Annotated in this window: 18 protein-coding genes and 1 tRNA gene; 5 read left to right on the forward strand and 14 right to left on the reverse strand. The window is 64.4% G+C overall.

The annotated features are described in order from the left end of the window. From K675_RS0112470 to K675_RS0112480, 3 genes are all read right to left on the reverse strand, one after another. The coding region (locus K675_RS0112470; RefSeq protein ID WP_017903852.1) for an integrase arm-type DNA-binding domain-containing protein at window positions 1–501 on the reverse strand (501 nt) is incomplete at its 3' end. 172 nt (window positions 502–673) lie between these two features. Further along, window positions 674–760: transfer RNA gene (locus K675_RS0112475), tRNA-Leu, on the reverse strand. 261 nt (window positions 761–1,021) lie between these two features. Next, window positions 1,022–1,939, reverse strand: a complete 918-nt coding sequence (locus K675_RS0112480) for a LysR family transcriptional regulator (RefSeq protein ID WP_017903853.1) — start codon at window positions 1,937–1,939, stop codon at window positions 1,022–1,024. Window positions 1,940–2,045: 106 nt separating this feature from the next. Between K675_RS0112480 and K675_RS0112485 the strand changes: the two genes are divergently transcribed. Continuing rightward, a complete protein-coding gene (locus K675_RS0112485; protein WP_017903854.1) occupies window positions 2,046–2,702 on the forward strand; it encodes an oxygen-insensitive NAD(P)H-dependent nitroreductase NfsB in 657 nt (218 codons plus the stop codon). A gap of 16 nt (window positions 2,703–2,718) precedes the next feature. Here the strand turns inward: K675_RS0112485 and K675_RS0112490 are convergent, their stop codons facing one another. The 5 genes from K675_RS0112490 to K675_RS0112510 form a co-directional block, all read right to left on the reverse strand. Continuing rightward, on the reverse strand, window positions 2,719–3,579 hold the full coding sequence (locus K675_RS0112490; RefSeq protein ID WP_017903855.1) for a TIGR03915 family putative DNA repair protein: 861 nt from the start codon (window positions 3,577–3,579) through the stop codon (window positions 2,719–2,721). Beyond that, entirely contained in the window at window positions 3,576–4,796 is a 1,221-nt protein-coding gene (locus tag K675_RS0112495; RefSeq protein ID WP_017903856.1) for a putative DNA modification/repair radical SAM protein, read from the reverse strand. The genes K675_RS0112490 and K675_RS0112495 overlap by 4 nt, the downstream gene beginning before the upstream one ends. Before the next feature lie 154 nt (window positions 4,797–4,950). Further along, window positions 4,951–5,970 carry a branched-chain amino acid aminotransferase gene (locus K675_RS0112500; RefSeq protein WP_017903857.1) on the reverse strand — a complete coding sequence of 340 codons (1,020 nt, stop codon included), beginning with the start codon at window positions 5,968–5,970 and terminating at the stop codon, window positions 4,951–4,953. Window positions 5,971–6,122: 152 nt separating this feature from the next. Then, window positions 6,123–7,199, reverse strand: a complete 1,077-nt coding sequence (locus tag K675_RS0112505; protein ID WP_017903858.1) for a sensor domain-containing diguanylate cyclase — start codon at window positions 7,197–7,199, stop codon at window positions 6,123–6,125. Window positions 7,200–7,290: 91 nt separating this feature from the next. Further along, complete coding sequence (locus K675_RS0112510) at window positions 7,291–8,199, reverse strand: NAD(P)/FAD-dependent oxidoreductase (RefSeq protein ID WP_017903859.1); 909 nt, start codon at window positions 8,197–8,199, stop codon at window positions 7,291–7,293. A 139-nt stretch (window positions 8,200–8,338) separates the two neighbouring features. Here K675_RS0112510 and K675_RS0112515 point away from each other — a divergent pair, with 139 nt between their 5' ends. Both K675_RS0112515 and K675_RS0112520 read left to right on the forward strand, forming a co-directional pair. Further along, window positions 8,339–8,824, forward strand: a complete 486-nt coding sequence (locus tag K675_RS0112515) for an Rrf2 family transcriptional regulator (protein ID WP_017903860.1) — start codon at window positions 8,339–8,341, stop codon at window positions 8,822–8,824. Then, window positions 8,821–9,165 carry an FKBP-type peptidyl-prolyl cis-trans isomerase gene (locus tag K675_RS0112520; RefSeq protein ID WP_017903861.1) on the forward strand — a complete coding sequence of 115 codons (345 nt, stop codon included), beginning with the start codon at window positions 8,821–8,823 and terminating at the stop codon, window positions 9,163–9,165. The genes K675_RS0112515 and K675_RS0112520 overlap by 4 nt, the downstream gene beginning before the upstream one ends. Window positions 9,166–9,169: 4 nt before the next feature. Here K675_RS0112520 and K675_RS0112525 read toward each other — a convergent pair whose 3' ends face one another. After that, on the reverse strand, window positions 9,170–9,625 hold the full coding sequence (locus K675_RS0112525) for a GNAT family N-acetyltransferase (RefSeq protein WP_017903862.1): 456 nt from the start codon (window positions 9,623–9,625) through the stop codon (window positions 9,170–9,172). Window positions 9,626–9,820: 195 nt separating this feature from the next. After that, a complete protein-coding gene (locus K675_RS0112535; protein ID WP_017903864.1) occupies window positions 9,821–10,519 on the reverse strand; it encodes a glutathione S-transferase N-terminal domain-containing protein in 699 nt (232 codons plus the stop codon). A gap of 129 nt (window positions 10,520–10,648) precedes the next feature. Between K675_RS0112535 and K675_RS0112540 the strand changes: the two genes are divergently transcribed. Continuing rightward, entirely contained in the window at window positions 10,649–10,873 is a 225-nt protein-coding gene (locus K675_RS0112540) for a YgdI/YgdR family lipoprotein (protein WP_017903865.1), read from the forward strand. Between the two features lie 147 nt (window positions 10,874–11,020). On the opposite strand, the gene K675_RS0112545 is transcribed toward K675_RS0112540, so the two are convergent. Genes K675_RS0112545 through lexA form a run of 4 tightly spaced genes read right to left on the reverse strand, consistent with a single transcriptional unit; the run spans window position 11,021 to window position 16,761 of the window. Beyond that, window positions 11,021–14,101: an error-prone DNA polymerase gene (locus K675_RS0112545; RefSeq protein WP_017903866.1), complete on the reverse strand. Its 3,081-nt coding sequence runs from the start codon at window positions 14,099–14,101 to the stop codon at window positions 11,021–11,023. Then, window positions 14,098–15,516: a Y-family DNA polymerase gene (locus K675_RS0112550; RefSeq protein ID WP_017903867.1), complete on the reverse strand. Its 1,419-nt coding sequence runs from the start codon at window positions 15,514–15,516 to the stop codon at window positions 14,098–14,100. The genes K675_RS0112545 and K675_RS0112550 overlap by 4 nt, the downstream gene beginning before the upstream one ends. A gap of 7 nt (window positions 15,517–15,523) precedes the next feature. After that, on the reverse strand, window positions 15,524–16,141 hold the full coding sequence (imuA, locus tag K675_RS0112555; protein ID WP_017903868.1) for a translesion DNA synthesis-associated protein ImuA: 618 nt from the start codon (window positions 16,139–16,141) through the stop codon (window positions 15,524–15,526). Then, window positions 16,141–16,761 carry a transcriptional repressor LexA gene (lexA, locus tag K675_RS0112560; protein WP_017903869.1) on the reverse strand — a complete coding sequence of 207 codons (621 nt, stop codon included), beginning with the start codon at window positions 16,759–16,761 and terminating at the stop codon, window positions 16,141–16,143. The genes imuA and lexA overlap by 1 nt, the downstream gene beginning before the upstream one ends. A 392-nt stretch (window positions 16,762–17,153) precedes the next feature. On the opposite strand from lexA, the gene K675_RS0112570 reads away from it, so the two are divergent. Continuing rightward, window positions 17,154–18,175, forward strand: a 1,022-nt coding sequence (locus tag K675_RS0112570; RefSeq protein ID WP_017903871.1) for an aKG-HExxH-type peptide beta-hydroxylase, incomplete at its 3' end; no start/stop codon positions are given.

An 18,175-nucleotide genomic window follows, 5' to 3' on the forward strand; every position in this document is an offset into this window, starting at 1 on the left:
AAAACCGGGAAAATAGCTGCCCTGGCGCAGCTTGGGGATCTTCAAGTCATAGGTATCTAGGCCCACAATCGCTCGGGCGCCGATCAATGGAAAAACATCGGCTTTAAGCCGATTCAAGACAGTTTTGGCGTGATCAGGCGACCACTTGATAGACATCCTTTTGTGCCAGTCCAGCGCAACACTTTCAAAGGTTGCACCATTGACCACATCTTGCATCTGAGCCTTACGTCTGCTTTCGACAGGATCAATACCGTCCGCAAGCATCTGCCTTGCTTCTATACGCTTCTGCCGCGCCTCAGCTAGGCCGATCACCGGGTAGTTGCCAAAGGCGGTTAACCCTTCCCGCCCATCTGGTTTCACATACCTCAAACGCCAACCTTTACGACCATTGGGCTGGATGAGCAAATAGAGACCATCGCCGTCGAAGAGCTTGTACGGGCGATCAGCGGATTTGGCGCAGCGACAAGCCAGATCAGTGAGAGGAGTCGTAGTACGCGGCATAAGGGTACTCTCCTTTTTCGAACCGGAGACTACCCCTAAGAGTACCCTTAAAACGACTGGATTTCCGTGTACAAGCCTGGAACCCGACGGAAGGGAAAAACGAAAAAACCCGCCAGAAGGCAGGTTTTTCAAGGCTTCCAGAGATCTCGTAAGCGTTCTATGGAATCTGAGATGGTGCCCGAAGCCGGGGTCGAACCGGCACGTCCTTACGAACGGGGGATTTTAAGTCCCATGCGTCTACCAATTTCGCCATTCGGGCGGCAGCGCGATGAAGCGGTCGACACGTTGGCTCACGCGGGTCCGATCAGCCCGTGACCTTGCGGTACCAGTGCGACAAGGGCACGAATATATACATCCCCTCCCCTTGAAGCAAGTTCACCGGCGCCAATTTTCCGTATTCGACACATTTCGCAAGCTTATGATTTTCAAGGGATTGCGTTCTAGCCAGGATGAAACTGTGAATCAGGGAAACACATGCCCGCCACCTTGGGTGCCTTTGCGTTGTAGCCACCACCGGTTTTCAGGGGGGCAACAATGGTCCCTGCCGATCCAACTCGCGGAATTTTCCTTGGAGAAACCGGTACAGGGCCTGCACCGAGGCGGAGATCTGTCGGCGATGCGGGCATACCAGTTGCAGCCGGGTGTTCTCGCCATGGTATTCGGGCAGCAACAGTTCCAGCCGCCCGGCCGCGATATCCGCGCGCACTTCCAGCCAGGCCTTGTAGATGATGCCCTCACCCGCCAACGCCCAGTGCCGCACCACATCGGCATCATCGCAGAACAGCGTGCCCGTCACCGAAACTTCCCGGCGCTGGCCGTCCTTGTAGAACGCCCACTTGTCGTAGTAGCGGCCCTGCAGTACATAGCAAAGGCAGTCGTGCCGGGCCAGGTCTTCCAGGATACGTGGGCGCCCGTGGGCCTCCAGATAGGACGGAGCCGCCACCAGTACCCGACGGTTCTCCGCCAGCGGCAAGGCCACGAAGCTCGCGTCAGCGGACTGGCCATAACGCACGGCGACATCGACCGGATCGCGGAACACATCGGACAGTTGGTCAGACACCGACAGGCGCAGGATCAGTCGCGGATGCAGGCGGCGAAACTCGATCAGCCAGAGGGACAGCAGGTTGCGCCCCAGGTCGGACGAGACCGCCATCTGCAGGGTGCCCTGCAGTTCCAGGCGCTCGACGTGAAGTTGTTCGTGGCCTTCACGCAACGTTTCCAGTACGCCCCGCGCATACGGCAGGTAGCGTTCACCTTCGGCGGTCAGGCGCAGGCTGCGGGTCGAGCGGGCAAACAGGCGAATATCCAGCTCACGCTCCAAGCGCTGGATCGCCGCGCTGACCTGGCCGGGCAGCAGGTCCACTTCGCGGGCGGCATTGGAAAAGCTCCCCAGGGCGGCGGAGCGGACGAACAGTGCCAAATCGTCGAATCGGATCATTTTCACACCAGAAGTGAAAGAGCTAACCGATCCTACCCCTTTATCTCTCCTTAAACGAAGATCAGAATCAGCGCCAACACCTCATCCTGCTTGCATGGAGTCATTGATGAACCTCGCGCACATTACCGCCCAGCGCTATACCACCAAGGCCTACGATGCCTCGAAACGCATCCCCCAGGCGGCCATCGATGAACTGCTGACGCTGTTGCGCAATGCGCCCTCCTCGGTCAACTCGCAGCCTTCGCACTTCATCGTTGCCTCGACAGCCGAGGGCAAGGCACGCCTGGCCAAGGGCGCCGAAGGACGCTTCGCCTACAACGAGCCGAAGATCCTGAACGCCTCTCATGTGATCGTCCTGTGCACCCGCACCAGCATGACCGACAGCCACCTGGAAAAGATCCTGCACCAGGAGCAGGAAGATGGGCGCTTCGCCAGCGATACTGCCCGGAGCGGCCAGCAACAGATCCGCGCGGGTTTCGTCGACCTGCATCGCTACGAGCAGAAGGACCTGCAGCACTGGATGGAGAAGCAGACCTACCTGGCCCTCGGCACCCTGCTGCTCGGTGCCGCCTCGCTGGGTATCGATGCCACGCCGATGGAAGGCTTCGATGCCAAGGCGGTAGATGCCGAACTGAACCTGCATGCGCAGGGCCTCACCAGCGTGGTACTGGTCTGCCTGGGCTACCGCAGCGACAGCGACTTCAATGCCAGCCTGCCGAAGTCGCGCCTGCCGGAAGCCTATCTGTTCACCCACCTGGCCTGATCGCCCCTGGGTGGCCTCAGCTCGCCAGCCCCTGGCCTGGCGAGCCCTTCCCACCCGTGATCCGCTTGCCTTCCTGCAGCCCGACCTCCTGCGCCTGACCGTCGCGCTGCTTGCCCTGTCGTGCCTGCCCCACCAGCCGGGGAATCAGCGGCCCCTCCGGCAGGTGTCGCCAAAAACGCCCAGGCATGTGCTGACGCATCGCGTCGGGATTGACCCGAGCCGGGTTGAAGATATGCCGGTAATAGGTCAGCCACAATTCGGCACCGGGATCCTCGGCATGACGGGCCCACTGTCGCCACGGCTCGGGGCAGTGGCGCCGATAATCCAGGGTTTCGCCATCGAAACGGATGCCGTCACGCGGCGTCGCGATCAGCCAGCGTTGTCGGCCCAGGCGCTCGGCGAAATGGCCGCTGGCACTGGCGAGGATGTCATGGGCCGGCTCATGGAAGGCCACCAGGTCCAGTTGCAGCCGCTCGGCCAAGGCTTCGGGCAGCGGTACGAAACGCACGAAGGCGTGAAGGTGATGGGCTTCCCGGCCCACCTGGCGGATCCGCCGTTGCAACTCACTGCCCAGGCGATCACCAGCCAGCATGGCGGTCCGGTCACCATGGGCGACACGCCACAGCACTTCATACAGCAGGTTCCAGCGCTGCTCGCCCCGATAGCGGGCAGCCTGCTCCAGTTGTGTGAGCAAGGCTGCCGGTACCCGCGCGCAGAACACGCCAGGACCAGTCGGCAAGGGGGTGGAACCAGCCAGCAGATCAGCCACCGGCCCCTGGCTCCAGGTCACGTCGACCGGGTCGATACCATGTCCGAGCAGAGTCCGTGCCTGGCCACGCCAGGTCGCGAAGTCGTCGTCACAGTCCAGCGCGATCATCCCCACAACCCCATCTGCAGCGGGGCCTGAGGCTCACGCAGGCGGGTACGCAGCAGGCCGCTGCACGCTTCCGCCTGGGACGGTCGATAGTCGCTGGTGACGATGAACGGCCGAGCCTTGTCCAGCACGCAGCGCAACTGGATCAGGTCGTCGTAGCGAATGCGTCGTTCCCTGCGCAGCGCGACCATGCGCTGCACGCTGCGCAGGCCGATCCCGGGGATACGTGCCAGCAAGGCCGGTTCGGCCCGGTTCACGTCCAGCGGGAAGACCTCGCGGTTGGCCAGCGCCCAGGCGAGCTTGGGGTCGATGTCCAGGTCCAGATTGCTCGACTGCTCCAACAGTTCGCCAGCCTTGTAGCCATAGCCACGCATCAGGAAGTCGGCCTGGTACAGGCGGTGCTCACGCAACAGCGGTGGCGCGGCCAGCGGCACGCTGCCGGGACTGTCGGGGATCGGGCTGAATGCGGAGTAGTAGACGCGCCGCAGGCCATAGCCCTGGTAGAGCGATTCGGCATTGCGCAGGATGGTGCGGTCGTCCGTGGCATCGGCACCGACGATCACCTGGGTACTCTGCCCCGCCGGCGTGAAACGCGGTGCCCTGGGCTCCCCGGCCACCGCCTGCTGGCCAAGGTGAATGGTCCCCATGGCCTGGCGGATGCTGGTCACCCGCTTCTCCGGTGCCAGGCGCTTGAGGCTGGCCTCGGTGGGCAGCTCGATGTTCACGCTCAAGCGGTCCGCCAGGCGCCCGGCTTCCTCGATCAGCAAGGGGTCGGCATCGGGAATGGTCTTGAGGTGAATGTAGCCACGGAACTGGTGCTCCTCGCGCAACAGTCGCGCCACGCGGATCAACTGCTCCATGGTGTAGTCGGCCGAACGGATGATGCCGGAACTGAGGAACAGCCCGCTGATGCAATTGCGTCGGTAGAAATCGAGGGTCAGGCGCACCACCTCCTCTGGCGTGAAGCGTGCCCGCGGCACGTTGCTGGAGCGGCGGTTGACGCAATACTGGCAGTCATAGAGGCAGAAGTTGGTCAGCAGTACCTTGAGCAACGAGACGCAGCGGCCATCCGGGGTGAAGCTGTGGCAGATACCCGTGCCGTCGGTGGCGCCGAGCCCGTCACGGCCACGGGAGCTGCGCTTGGGTGCGCCGCTGCTGGCGCACGAGGCATCGTATTTGGCGGCGTCGGCGAGAATGCCGAGCTTGGCGATGAGCTGCATGGGACTTACTCGAATACTGATCATCCATACAGTATTCCGAGATAGCGCCGCAGGCAAGTGTCATCCGGCAAAAGGTCCGCCCACAGTGGCCCGCAAACAGAAAAGCCCGGGGCGATCACTCGCCCCGGGCCCTCGGACAACCGGACTCAGTCGATCAGACCTTGACGATCCAACCTGCTGGCGCCTCGACGTCACCGGTCTGCACGCCGGTCAGTTCCTTGTACAGGCGCTGGGTCACCGGACCGACCTCGGTCTCGCTGTGGAACACATGCAGCTTGCCCTGGTACTCGATACCGCCGATCGGCGTGATCACCGCGGCGGTACCGCAGGCACCGGCCTCGGTGAAATCGGAGATCTTGTCGATCAGCACATCGCCTTCCACCACTTTCAGCCCCAGACGGGACTGGGCCAGCTCGATCAGCGACAGGCGGGTGATACCCGGCAGGACCGAGGGCGACTTCGGCGTGACGAATTCGTTGTTGGCGGTGATGCCGAAGAAGTTGGCCGAACCCACTTCCTCGATCTTCGAATGGGTCAGCGGGTCCAGGTAGATGCTGTCGGCGAAACCATTCTTCTTGGCTTCGGAACCTGGCAGCAGGCTGGCCGCGTAGTTGCCGCCGACCTTGGCCGCACCGGTTCCCTGGGGGGCCGCGCGGTCGTAGCTGGAGATCACGAAGTTGTGCGGTTTCATGCCGCCCTTGAAATACGGGCCGACCGGGATGCAGAAGATCGAGAAGATGAACTCCGGTGCGGTACGCACGCCGATGTTGTCACCGACGCCGATCACGAACGGACGCAGGTACAGCGCGCCACCGGTACCGTAAGGCGGAATGAAGCGCTCGTTGGCCTTGATGACCTGGCGGCAGGCTTCGACGAAGGCTTCGGTCGACGGCGCCGGCATCAGCAGGCGCGCGCAGCTGCGCTGCATGCGTGCGGCGTTCTGGTCAGGCCGGAACAGGTTGATCGAACCGTCCTTGCAGCGGTAGGCCTTCAGGCCCTCGAAGCACTGCTGGCCGTAGTGCAGCGCGGTCGAGCCTTCGCTGATGTGCAGGACGTTGTCTTCGGTCAACACGCCGTTGTCCCACTCGCCCTGGCGGAAGTAAGACAGGTAGCGCTTGTCGGTCTTGATGTAGTCGAAACCCAGTTTGTCCCAGTTGATGCTTTCCTGACCCATGACACCCTCAATCTGATAACTGCCCGGATACCCCGGGTTTATGACTTTTTTGCGCAGACCACCACAATACTCTATTCGGACAGGAAATCGCAGCCTGGACGACGTGCATGTCCCACATGCGTTTATGCCGGTTTCGCGCGACGAATGGCTATTCAGTCGACATTGGCCGCCAGTGCCGTCGATCGGCCCAGACGGTACTGGTTGTTGCCGCTGCGCTTGGCGTCGTACATCGCCAGGTCGGCGATATGGATCAGGGTGTCCATGCTCACGGCATGATCGGGGAAAACCGCCACGCCGAGACTGGAACCGATGCGCACCTGCTGTGCGTCGAAGCCGATCGGAACGGACAGCTCGACCAGCACCTTGCCGCACAGACGGTGAATTTCTTCCGACAGGCCGATCCCCTGCTGCGCCAGCCCTTCGACAATCAGCACGAACTCGTCACCGCCGATACGGGCCACGGTGTCGGAAACCCGCATCAGGTTCTTCAGGCGATTCGCGGTGGCAATCAGGATCTGGTCGCCGGCGGCGTGTCCATGGGCATCGTTGATTGCCTTGAAACCATTCAGGTCGATAAACACCAGAACCACCCGCGTTGCGCTCTCACGGGCCCGCTCCAGGGCCCTGGACAGCCGCTCTTCCAACACCAGGCGGTTGGGCAATCCGGTCAGGGCATCGTTATGGGCCAGGGTATGCAACTGGCTGGCCCAGGCCTTTTCCTCGCTGATATCGCGGACCACACCCATCATCTTGATCACCGAGTCATGAACGTTCTTCACCACGTTGCCGGTCTCGCGCAGCCAATGGATGCTGCCATCCGGCCAGATCACCCGGTATTCCTCGTCGTGGTTCTCGCCGGTCTCGATGCAGCGCAACTCGCCGGCCCGCACCCTGGCCCGGTCATCGGGGTGCACGCTGGCGCAAAACAGCTCGTAGGACGGCACCACTTCGTCGACCTTGTAGCCGAACATGCCGTAGATGGCTTCCGACCAGTAGAGTTTCTCGGTATCGACGTCCCAGTCCCAGGTGCCGATCCGGGCGAAGTACTGGCTGCGCCGGAAACGCTCGGCATCGTCGCCGGTCTCGTCGCGCCGATCGCATTCGTTCAACCGGTGCAACAGCGCCCGGCACTCGGCCAACTCGCGCCGGGCCGAACGCTCGCGCCACCAGAACACGACGATCAGGGCGAGCATCGGCACCGCGACCAGCGCCCCGATCCACCCGCTCATCCGTAAAAACCCGCCAACTTGAACATGGGCACGCAAAAGGTAAATAGCCAGTGGCTATCTTAATCCATGCGGATGATGGGCCTATAGCTTTTTAATGGTTATGCGCTCCAGCCATCAACGACTGGTGCACGCCAAAACCGGCCATGACCCCGGCGGCCGAGGCGAGCGTCGCGTTATGCATCGGGCTGGCGGCATCACCGGCGGCAAACACCCCCGACACCGTGGTCTCCTTGCGCGCATCCACCCGCAGATAGGGGCCCGTCGGTCCTTCCTCGAACTCGCAGCCCAGTTGCTCGGCCAGCGGGCTGGCCATGTGCGTGCGCGGGCCGATGAACAGCGCCCGCACCTCGACCAGGCGACCATCGCCCAGGCGTACGGCCTCGAGTTTCGGCTCCGTACCCAGCAGTTCGACCACCGGAGTCCGCTCGATTCGCACGCCGCGCGCCTGCAGATGCGCCCGTTGCTCGGCATCGGGTTCGAACTGGCCCTGGGTGAAGTACACCGTAGGGCCCCAGTCCGGAATCATGCCGGCCTGGTGCGCGGACAACGGCATGCTCGCCAACACCCCCAGGGCCTGGTCACGCACTTCATAGCCATGGCAGTACGGACAATGCAGCACCGTATGGCCCCAGCGCTCCTGCAAGCCGGCAATTGCCGGCAGTTCGTCCCGCAAGCCGGTGGCCAGGACCAGCCGCGCAGCCACCTCCTCCCGGCCATCGGCGAGCACGACGGCAAAGCCGGTTTCGTCCCGACGCGCCGCAACCACCTCCCCCTGCACGAACTCGACGGTCGGATAACGCAGCAACTGGCGCAAGGCTTGCTCGCGAATCGCCAGGGGCGGCTGGCCGTCCTGGCCGAGAAACCCATGGGAATGCGCGGCGAACCGGTTGCGCGGCCGACCCGAGTCGACCAGCAGGACGCGCTGCCGGGCACGCGCCAACTGCATGGCCGCCGACAGCCCGGCAAAACTGGCACCGACCACCACGATGAAATGGGACATGAGCAGACTCCTCGTCAATTCAGCTCACGAAACTTTATAAGTTACGTAACACAACCCCGTCAACTCCCGTAACCTTTCTTGTTACGGAGAGAGCTTTTTGCTATATGTGCAGGCTGTTTTCTCACCCCGCGAAAGGCCCATGCGCAACGACAGTCGCCTCTCCCGCATGCTGCACGTGCTGATCCACATGGACCGCCACGATCAGCGCGCCACATCCGAAACCATCGCGCAGATGCTGCGCACCAACCCGGTGGTGGTCCGCCGGACCCTGGCCGGGCTGCGCGAACATGGCTACGTGCGCTCGGAAAAAGGCCATGGTGGTGGCTGGAGCCTGGCGCGCCCGCTCAGCGAGGTCACCCTGCTCGATATCCACCGCGCCCTCGGCGCGCCCGAGGTGTTCGCCATGGGCCTTTCCCGCGAGGAGCCACAGTGCCTGGTGGAACAGGCGGTCAACGCCCGCCTGACCGACGTCTTGCAGGAGGCCGAGGCCCTGCTGATCAGCCGCCTGGGGCAAGTGACCCTGGCCGAGCTGGCCATCGATTTCGACCGACGCATGGCGCAGAAACTGCGGGAAAACCCCGACCTGGAAATCATTCATGGGGTGCCAACCCTGGAGAAGTCATGACAGAGACTGAACTGCGGATCACCGACCTGCTCGAGGGCGACGGCAAAGCCGTGGTCAAGGGCGCGCTGATCACTACCCAGTACCGCGGCACACTCGCCGATGGCCGCGAATTCGACTCGTCCTACAGCCGTGGCAAGCCGTTCCAGTGCGTGATCGGCACCGGCCGGGTGATCAAGGGCTGGGACATCGGCCTGATGGGCATGAAAGTCGGCGGCAAGCGCCGGCTGTTCGTGCCGGCACACCTGGCCTATGGCGAACGCGGCATGGGCTCGCGAGTGGCGCCCGGTGCCGATCTGACGTTCGAGATCGAGTTGCTGGAAGTGCTGACCCGGGATGACTGAGTCGTCAGGCCCCCAGCCGTAGCTGCATGACGATGGTGCGTTCCTCGCCGTGCCAGGCATCGCGCACGGCCTCGAAGCCCAAGCGGGCATAGAAGCCTTCGGCGGTCACCGTCGAAGGCACCTTCAGCAGACCGACGCCCGCCTCCCGGGCCAGTCGGCACACCTCGACCAACAGCGCCCGACCGACACCCAGGCCCTGGGTATCCGGCGCCACGAACACGCTGCGCACCACCTCGCCATCGAGGCTGGCGGTGCCGACGATCCGTTCATCCTGTTGTGCCACCAGCATCGTTCGGATACCCAGCAGGCTGCGCACATCCTGCGGGCCGAAGCGCTGCTCGACGCGATCGATCACCGCTGCCGAATAGTCCCCGGCATTGCTTTGGCGCAGCGCCTGGATGATCACCTGGCTGATGGCTTCGGCATCCGCGTCACGGGCCAGGCGAATGCTGTAGGTCATGGGGCCAGCCTCACGAGTTCTTTCACCCAAGGGGACTATCCTACGTCCCGCTCTCCTCCCGCAAGGCCAGGCTTGTTGCACGACGAACCCTGCGACTATGAACTGCTGGACCACAAGTTCGAAGCCTCCTGCGAGCAATTGCTGCCCTTGCTTGCCGATCGCCTGGGCTGAGCGGCAAAGCCTCGGACGGCCGGTTCAGCCCGGAATGGTCAGCCCCTTGATCACCGCCGGCCGGGCCAGGAACGCTTCCAACGCACGGGTGACGTGAGGGAAGTCCTGGATACCCACCAGGTCGCCAGCCTCGTAGAAACCGATCAGGTTGCGAATCCACGGGAAGGTGGCGATATCGGCGATGCCGTAGTCGTCGCCCATGATCCAGCGCCGCGTCTCCAGGCGCTGGTTGAGCACCCCCAACAGGCGCTTGCTTTCGGCGACATAACGGTCGCGTGGCCGCTTGTCCTCGTAGTCCTTGCCGGCGAACTTGTTGAAGAAGCCGAGCTGGCCGAACATCGGCCCGATCCCGCCCATCTGGAACATCAACCACTGGAGGGTTTCATAGCGGGTGGCCGGATCCGTGCCGATGAAGCGACCGCTCTTTTCGGCGAGGTAGACCAGGATCGCCCCGGACTCGAACAGTGGCAGCGGCTGGCCACCCGGGCCATTCGGGTCGATAATGGCTGGGATCTTGTTGTTGGGGTTCAGCGACATGAATTGTGGCGTCAACTGGTCGTTGGTGGCGAAGCTGACCAGGTGCGGCTCATAGGGCAGGCCCAGTTCCTCGAGCAGGATCGACACCTTGACCCCATTGGGGGTTGGCAACGAATACAGCTGGATGCGGTCTGGATGTTGGGCAGGCCATTTTTGCGTGATGGCGAACGACGAAAGATCGGTCATGAAAGGCTTCCGGCTGGCGACAGGGAACAACGTTCGCGCCGATTATAGGCACAGCCGATGCAGGCACTCACCCGGTCTGCCCCGGCAATTTGCAATACCGACGATAACCCCTTGAATCTGGAGACTCCCATGAAAGCGAGAACCCTGAGTCTGTCACTGTTGACGGCAGCCCTGCTGACGCTGGGCGGCTGCGCGACGCCCACGGTCGTGACCTTGCAGAACGGCACCCAGTACCTGACCAGGGACATGCCCAAGACCCACGGTGCCGATGGTTTCTATGAGTTCCGGGATATCTCCGGGAAAATGGTGCGGGTCAAGGCCGACGATGTGGCGACGGTCAAGGCTGAGGATTGAGGCGCAGCCCCCGGGACTTGTGGGGCCTGCATGATTTTGGGCGAGTCCGGGCTGCCTGTGCGCGGGCAAGCCCTGTTCCTACAGGGTTTGGCAGTGACGCAGATGTCGTGGACACCTCCCACGGCGGGTTGCGGAAGGTCAGGGACATCAGCGGAAATCCCGGCTGCGCACGGTGATGTCCGCCAGCATCGGACCCAGGTCGCTCAGGCGCCCGGCAATCACGTTGCGCACATCTCCCTCGGCCTCCAGGCGCCCGTCCACCCGTAACAGTTGCGCACCCACCAGTACCTGACGCTGGCGTTCGGCCAGATCGCGCCAGACCACCACGTTGGTATTGCCGAACTCGTCTTCCAGGGTGACGAAGGTCACTCCGCTGGCCGTCCCTGGCCGCTGGCGGCCGGTCACCAGGCCGACGATGCTCACCGACCGCCCCGGCTCGAGTGTCTGCAACTCCCGCGAACTGCGACAGCGCAGGGTACGCAACTGCCCGCGCAGCAAGGCCAGCGGGTGCGGCCCGAGGGTCGTGCCCAGGCTGGCATAATCGGCCTGCAGGTCTTCGCCGACACTCGGCCGCGGCAATGCCACCACGGCCTCGGTCTCCCGTGACAAACCGGCGAACAGCCCCAGTTGCGGGTCTACCCCGGCCACCTCCCAGCGGGCCCGGTAACGATTGCCCGCCAGGCCGCGCAAGGCCCCGGCATCCGCCAGCAACTCAAGCGCCCGGGGATCGAGCCGGGTCCGCTCGATCAGCTCGGCAATATCCGCAAAGCCCCTGCCCTGCCGGACCGCCTCGATCTGCCGCGCATCCTCCTCGCGAAACCCGCGAATCATCCTAAACCCCAGGCGCAACGCCGGCTGCGGCCCCTCGTCCGGCTCCAGGCTGCAATCCCAGGCACTGGCGCGGACATCCACCGGACGAATCCGCAAGCGATGACGCCGGGCATCCTGGAGAATCTGGTCCGGGCTGTAGAAGCCCATCGGCCAACTGTTGATCAGCGCACAGGCGAATGCCGCCGGCTCATGGCACTTGAGCCAGCAACTGGCATAGGTCAGCAGGGCGAAACTGGCGGCATGGGACTCGGGAAAACCGTAGCTGCCAAAGCCCTTGATCTGCTCGAAGATCTGCGCGGCGAATTCCGGCTTGTAGCCACGCGCCGCCATGCCCTCGGCCAGTCGCTGACGGTGGGGTTCAAGTCCGCCATGACGCTTCCAGGCCGCCATGGAGCGACGCAACTGGTCGGCCTCACCGGGTGTGTAGCCGGCCGCGGCCACCGCAATCTGCATCACCTGTTCCTGGAACAGTGGCACGCCCTTGGTCCGTTCCAGCACTTCCTTGAGATCGTCCGACGGATAGGTATCAGGCTCATCGCCGTGTCGCCGACGCAGGTACGGATGCACCATACCGCCCTGGATCGGCCCGGGCCGGACAATCGCCACCTCGATCACCAGGTCATAGAAACTCTTCGGCTTGAGCCGTGGCAGCATCGACATCTGCGCCCGCGACTCGATCTGGAACACGCCGATGGTGTCAGCCCGGCCGATCATCTCGTAGGTCGCCGCGTCGTCCGCCGGAATGCTCGCCAAGGTCCAGCGCGGGCCGCCACGGTACTGCTGCACCAGGTCGAAACAGCGCCGCAGGGCGCTGAGCATGCCCAGCGCCAGCACATCGACCTTGAGCAGGCCGACCTTGTCCAGATCGTCCTTGTCCCACTGGATGATTGTCCGCTCGGCCATGCTGGCGTTCTCCACCGGCACCAGGGTATCCAGCGGCTGCTCGGAAATCACGAAACCGCCCGGGTGCTGGGACAGGTGTCGGGGAAAGCCGATCAGTTGCCGGGTCAACCCCAGCACCCGGCGCAACACCGGACTGTCGGGGTCGAAACCGTTCTCCCGCAAGCGCTCGGCCGACGGTGGTTCGTCACTCCAGCGCCCGCAGGCGTCGGCCAGGGCGTTGACCTGGTCCGATGGCAGGCCCAGCGCCTTGGCCACATCCCGTACCGCCCCCGCACCATGGTAGGTGCTGACCACCGCCGTCAGGGCCGCCCGCCCCCGGCCGTAACGGCGAAAGACGTATTGCAGCACCTCTTCTCGGCGCTCGTGTTCGAAGTCGACGTCGATATCCGGCGGTTCGTTGCGCTCGCGGGACAGGAAGCGCTCGAACAGCATGTTGGTGCGGTCCGGGTTCAGTTCGGTAACACCCAGGGCATAACAGACCACCGAGTTCGCCGCCGAGCCACGCCCCTGGCAGAGGATGTCCTGGCTGCGGGCAAACTGGACGATGTCCTGCACTGTCAGGAAATAGCTGTCGTAGTCCAGTTCGGCGATCAGCTTCAGTTCCTTTTCAATCAGGGCCCGGACCCGCTGGCTGATGCCCTCGGGCCAGCGCCGACGAATCCCCTCCTCCGTCAGGTGGCGCAACCAGGAGGCCGGCGTCTGCCCCTCGGGCACCAGCTCACGGGGATACTGGTAATTCAACTGGTCGAGGGAGAAGCGGCAGCGCCGGGCGATCACCAGGGTCTCGGCCAACAGGGCCGGCGGATAGATGCCGCGCAGGACATCGAGGCTGCGCAAATGCCGCTCCCCATTGGCATACAGCTGCTGCCCGGCATCGGCCACGCGGACATGCAGGCGGATGGCGGTCATGGTGTCCTGCAAGGCGCGGCGGCTGCGCACATGCATATGCACGTCGCCGCTGGCCACGGCGGCAATCGCCAGGGTAGCGGCCAGGGCCTGCAGGCGGGCCAGTCGCCCTTCATCGTCCTGGCCGCAATGCAGCTCCACGGCCAGCCACAGCCGTTCGGGAAAACGCTCGCGCAACCACAGGCCATCAGCCTCGACCAGCTCCGGGCCGGGCAGCCACAAGGCCAGCAACCCCGGCAACGCCTGGTCGAAGTCCTCGCGCAGCACCTGATAACGGCCCTTCTCCACCCGCCGCCGGGCCTGGGTGATCAGCCGACAGAGCGCCTGGTACCCCGCCAGGTCCTCCACCAGCAGGACCACGCGCGGGCCGTTCTCGATCTGCATCTCGCTGCCGATGATCAGCGGCAGTTCGGTGTCCTGCGCCGCCTGCCAGGCACGGACGATACCGGCCAGCGTACATTCGTCGGTGATCGCCAGGGCCTGATAGCCCTGCTCCCGGGCCCGCGCGAACAATTCCCGGGCACTGGAGGCCCCACGCTGGAAACTGAAGTTCGACAGGCAATGCAGCTCGGCGTATTCGTCACTCATGCGAACCAGCCCTGCAACCGCAACGGGCCGCTTTCACCCACCGGCCGATAGGCCCAACCCTGCCGGCCACCACGGGTCTCGACCCGATAATAATCGCGGCGCACGTCCGCCCCATCCCACCAGCCCGACTCGATGCGTTCCGGCCCGAGCAATACCCGCACTGCCTGCTCGGGCAGTGGCAAAGGCTCCCTGAGCAGCCAGCCCGGACGCAGCGGCCCGGCCTGGAACAGAGGGCCCGGCGCACTGGCCGAAAGCGGCTGCCAGGCGCATTCGGGCCGGTGGTCGGCCTGGAAGCACAAGCCCTGCACAGCCTCGTCGCCCAGCCGGGCGCGCAGGCGCTCGCGCAGTTGTTCCCAGGGCAGGGACTGCTGCGGGCGCTCATCGAACAGTTCGCGATGCTGCGGGACGAAGGCCGGCAGGTCCTCGGCCTCCAGACGTACCCCCCGCACCGCCGACTCGACCTGGATCTGCTCCAAGCGCCCACGGGCCAGCTCGAACAGCATCGCCGGATCGCGTTCGGCGCTGAGCAGGCCGACCTTGACCCGCGTGTCGGCGCCCTCGGCGTGCTCCAGCAGCAGGTCGAAGCGCTGTACGCCGCTGTCACGACCACAGAGAAACGCCGCCAGATCACCGGTCAGCCGCCGCAGGGGAAACAGCAGGGCCTGATGGGAGTTCACGTCGAAGTTCAGCTCGATCCGCGCGGCGAAACGGTCCGGCGGCAGGTAGAACGCCAGGGCCAGCGGCCGCTCGCCCAGCAGGGTATCGATGTGCTTGAGCAGCGACGCCTCGAAGCGTCGTGCCAGGCTGTGTCGGGGCAACGCCAGCACCTGCTGCAGGGTACGCAGCCCCATGCGCGACAGGGCCGTGACCGCGTCCTGCGCCAGCCCGACCCGGTCGACGGGCATCTGCCCCAGGGTCTGGCGCAAGGCCGTCTCGTCGGCCAGGGCCAGGCCATCGTAGGCATTGGCCAATGCCCTGGCTGCCGCCGGATGGGGCGCGACCACGATGCGATGACGAAAGCCCAGCTCGTTCAACTCCTGGCGCAAGCGGGCTTCCAGCTGTGGCCAGGGACCGAAGAGTCCCAGGCTGGACTCGATCTCGAACAGCAGGGCGCGCGGGTAACGAAGGCTGACCTGGGAACTGAAACGGTAGGCCCAGGCGGCGAGCAACTGCTGCCACTGCTCGATTTCGGCCGGATCGTACTCGGCGGTGTCAAAGGCCTTGGTCAGCGCATGGGCCGCCGTCAGCGATTGCCCGGGACGCAAACCCAGGGCCCGGGCCGAAGCGTTCACCGCCCGCAACACCCGCCGCCGCGGTGAACCACTCAGCAGCGCCAACGGCGCATCGGGCTCGGGGACTCGCCGCAGCACGCCGTCCAGCGCCAATTGCGGGAACACGATGCAGACCCAGCGCATGCCAACCTCAGTGCCCCGCGCCGAAGGCAATCGGCTCCGGACAGGCCAGCGCCCCCCGGCACTTGAGCACGCGCAACTGCGCGGGCCGGCCATCGATGGCGACACGCAGAGCGGCCGGCGACGGGTTGATCGCCTCCTCCAGCGAACGATAGGCGAACGCCAGGGTCTGGCCGCTTTCCGCTGCCACCTGCAGGCGCCGCAGCGCGCGGTCATCGGCCTGTTGCGGCCAGCACAGCACGGCACCACAACTGCCGGAGCGCAGGCACTGCTCGGCGGCCCACAGGGCATCGCGTGGCGTGGCCTGGATCACCGACAGTTGCCGCAAGTCGACCCCGGCGCTCAACCAGGCCTGGGGGTAAGGCACATGGGGTGGCGCCACCAGCACGACGCGCTCAGCGCTGGCCGACAGCCTTGCCAGCGTCGGCCAAACCAGTTGCAGTTCACCCACGCCCTCGCCGGCCACCAGGATTTCCGTCAGCGCCGACTCCGGCCAGCCACCGCCGGGTAGCAGCGCATCCAGCCGGGCATGTCCGGTCGATGGCAGACGGGTGGCCTGTACCGCCGGCCGGCCCCGCCACACCCGCCGCTCATCCAGCAGCGCGTCGAGCGCAACCACGGCGCCCATCAGCCTTGCCTCACCAGGCCGCAGAACACCCCTTCGATGGCCAGTTCCTGGTGTTCCGGATCGACGACGATCGGCGCATAGGCCGGGTTGCGCGCCAGCAGGCGAATGCCGGTTGCGTTGCGCTCGAAACGCTTGATCGTGACCTCGCCGTCGAGGCGGGCGACGACGATCTGGCCATTGCGCACCTCGACATTGCGCCGCACCGCCACCAGGTCGCCATCGAGGATGCCGTCGCCGATCATCGAATCACCCTGGACCCGCAGCAGGAAGTCCGGAGTGCGGGAAAACAGCCCCGGGTCGAGCCACAGACGCTCATGCACCTGCGCATCGACATCGATCGGCCGGCCCGCGGCCACCCGCCCCAGCAGCGGGATTTCCAGCAGGGCCGGACGCACGGGCCGGTCGAGCAGGCGAATGCCCCGCGCCTGATGGGCATTGACCTCGATGAAACCGGCCTCGGCCAGGGCCACCACGTGCTTGCGCGCCACGCTGCGCGAGGCGAAACCAAAGGCCTCGGCGATCTCGGCGAGGCTCGGGGGCTGGCCATGGTCCGTGATGCGATCGCGGATGAAGGTCAGGATGGCGGAACGGCGAGGAGTCAGATTCGTCATGGAGTACATTTGTACTCCTGCGAGAGTTTCCTGACAAGAGCCGCCAGTCGATCGCCTGCCAGGGATGACGTTCTCCGAGTGCCGCTCCTGGCCCGGCGAATCACCGAAAACAAGCCGAAGAGAATTGGCCTACAGACTTATCTCTCAAAAAAACATATGTAGGGAAACTCCCGGATAAATAAAAATAAAACAACAAAGTGCCTTATCCGAAGAAACTTAAAGAATATTGAAAATGGAAATCAAGTCGTTATATTCAGGTTCACCCAATAGCAGGATCGCTCTACACCCCTTTAGATTCAAAGCCTCAGCAACCACGAAGGTAAAGGGCAAGTCATAGGGCAAAGTCCAGAAAATGGACTTCCACGATAAAAACGGAAACTTGTGCCAGGAGGCCATCCCGCATGCATCCGAAACATCCGGCTGAACTCGACAATCTGTTCGAGCACAATACTTTCATGCCCGACGCGTCTCCCAACCGCTTCAGTCGCCTGCTGGACCAGATCGACCAGGACCGCTACACCACCCTCGCCACCCTCTATGCCGAAGCCTATCGCCTGTTTCCCGCCACCCCCGAACTCGACGGGTTCTTCGCCAGCACCGCCAGCCTGATCCTGCTGCCCGCCGTTGAACGACGGGCAACGCTCAATGAACCGGCCTTCCAGATCTGGGCACGCCGCTCCGTCTGCCTGACCTACCAGGTTCTCGACGGTGTGCAATCGGCTCGCAGCGCCCTGCTGGAAAGCCTGCGGGCGTTGCCGGAGCTGCTGCGGCGCCTCGCCCAGGCCGCCGCCGGGCAACGACCGGCCAACCGCCCGCCCGTGCAGCGCTTCGATATCGACCCGCTGATCGTCGCCGAGCTCTCCCCCTGCTACGAATTCCCGAGCGACGACGCGACCCGCCAGCTTCTGCAGAACAGCGGCTATTGCATTCATTTCTTCAGCGACGTGGTGAATGTCGCGCTGTCGCGCATCGCCCTGACCTGGCCCGGCTGCCACGAGCAGTTCCACCATCTGGTCCGGCTCATCTGCTACCTGCCGGATGGCCGCTTCCGCAGCGGCTCGGCCCGACGCTACAGCGGTGCGATCCTGCTATCGGCCAGGGACCATTCGCTGCTCGAGATCGAAGAATCACTGGTGCGCGAAACCGCCCACCAGTTGCTCTATGGCATCGAGGAAATCTGCCCGGTCGTCGATCCCCAGGCCGATGAAGAGCGCCCGTACTTCCTGCCCTGGTCGAACCGTCCCTGCGACCTGGCCGACTACTTCCAGACGTTCTTCGCCCAACTGATGCGGGTCAAGTACCTGGAGCGCGTGCGCCAGCGCCCGGCCGGCGAAATGCGGCGGGCCGAAGAACACCTGGTGTTCATCCTGCGCGGCCTGTGCCTGGCCCTGCCGACGCTGAGCGGCAGCCGCGGGCTCACCCG

Origin of the sequence: Pseudomonas fuscovaginae SE-1 (assembly GCF_000364705.1) — a bacterium.
Lineage (GTDB): Bacteria > Pseudomonadota > Gammaproteobacteria > Pseudomonadales > Pseudomonadaceae > Aquipseudomonas > Aquipseudomonas fuscovaginae_A.

Excerpts from the sequence above, each read along its gene's own strand:
- K675_RS0112480 (WP_017903853.1), bottom strand. The coding sequence starts at position 1,939 with ATGATCCGATTCGACGATTTGGCACTGTTCGTCCGCTCCGCCGCCCTG.
- K675_RS0112485 (WP_017903854.1), top strand. The coding sequence starts at position 2,046 with ATGAACCTCGCGCACATTACCGCCCAGCGCTATACCACCAAGGCCTAC.
- K675_RS0112490 (WP_017903855.1), bottom strand. The coding sequence starts at position 3,579 with ATGATCGCGCTGGACTGTGACGACGACTTCGCGACCTGGCGTGGCCAG.
- K675_RS0112495 (WP_017903856.1), bottom strand. The coding sequence starts at position 4,796 with ATGCAGCTCATCGCCAAGCTCGGCATTCTCGCCGACGCCGCCAAATAC.
- K675_RS0112500 (WP_017903857.1), bottom strand. The coding sequence starts at position 5,970 with ATGGGTCAGGAAAGCATCAACTGGGACAAACTGGGTTTCGACTACATC.
- K675_RS0112505 (WP_017903858.1), bottom strand. The coding sequence starts at position 7,199 with ATGAGCGGGTGGATCGGGGCGCTGGTCGCGGTGCCGATGCTCGCCCTG.
- K675_RS0112510 (WP_017903859.1), bottom strand. The coding sequence starts at position 8,199 with ATGTCCCATTTCATCGTGGTGGTCGGTGCCAGTTTTGCCGGGCTGTCG.
- K675_RS0112515 (WP_017903860.1), top strand. The coding sequence starts at position 8,339 with ATGCGCAACGACAGTCGCCTCTCCCGCATGCTGCACGTGCTGATCCAC.
- K675_RS0112520 (WP_017903861.1), top strand. The coding sequence starts at position 8,821 with ATGACAGAGACTGAACTGCGGATCACCGACCTGCTCGAGGGCGACGGC.
- K675_RS0112525 (WP_017903862.1), bottom strand. The coding sequence starts at position 9,625 with ATGACCTACAGCATTCGCCTGGCCCGTGACGCGGATGCCGAAGCCATC.
- K675_RS0112535 (WP_017903864.1), bottom strand. The coding sequence starts at position 10,519 with ATGACCGATCTTTCGTCGTTCGCCATCACGCAAAAATGGCCTGCCCAA.
- K675_RS0112540 (WP_017903865.1), top strand. The coding sequence starts at position 10,649 with ATGAAAGCGAGAACCCTGAGTCTGTCACTGTTGACGGCAGCCCTGCTG.
- K675_RS0112545 (WP_017903866.1), bottom strand. The coding sequence starts at position 14,101 with ATGAGTGACGAATACGCCGAGCTGCATTGCCTGTCGAACTTCAGTTTC.
- K675_RS0112550 (WP_017903867.1), bottom strand. The coding sequence starts at position 15,516 with ATGCGCTGGGTCTGCATCGTGTTCCCGCAATTGGCGCTGGACGGCGTG.
- imuA (WP_017903868.1), bottom strand. The coding sequence starts at position 16,141 with ATGGGCGCCGTGGTTGCGCTCGACGCGCTGCTGGATGAGCGGCGGGTG.
- lexA (WP_017903869.1), bottom strand. The coding sequence starts at position 16,761 with ATGTACTCCATGACGAATCTGACTCCTCGCCGTTCCGCCATCCTGACC.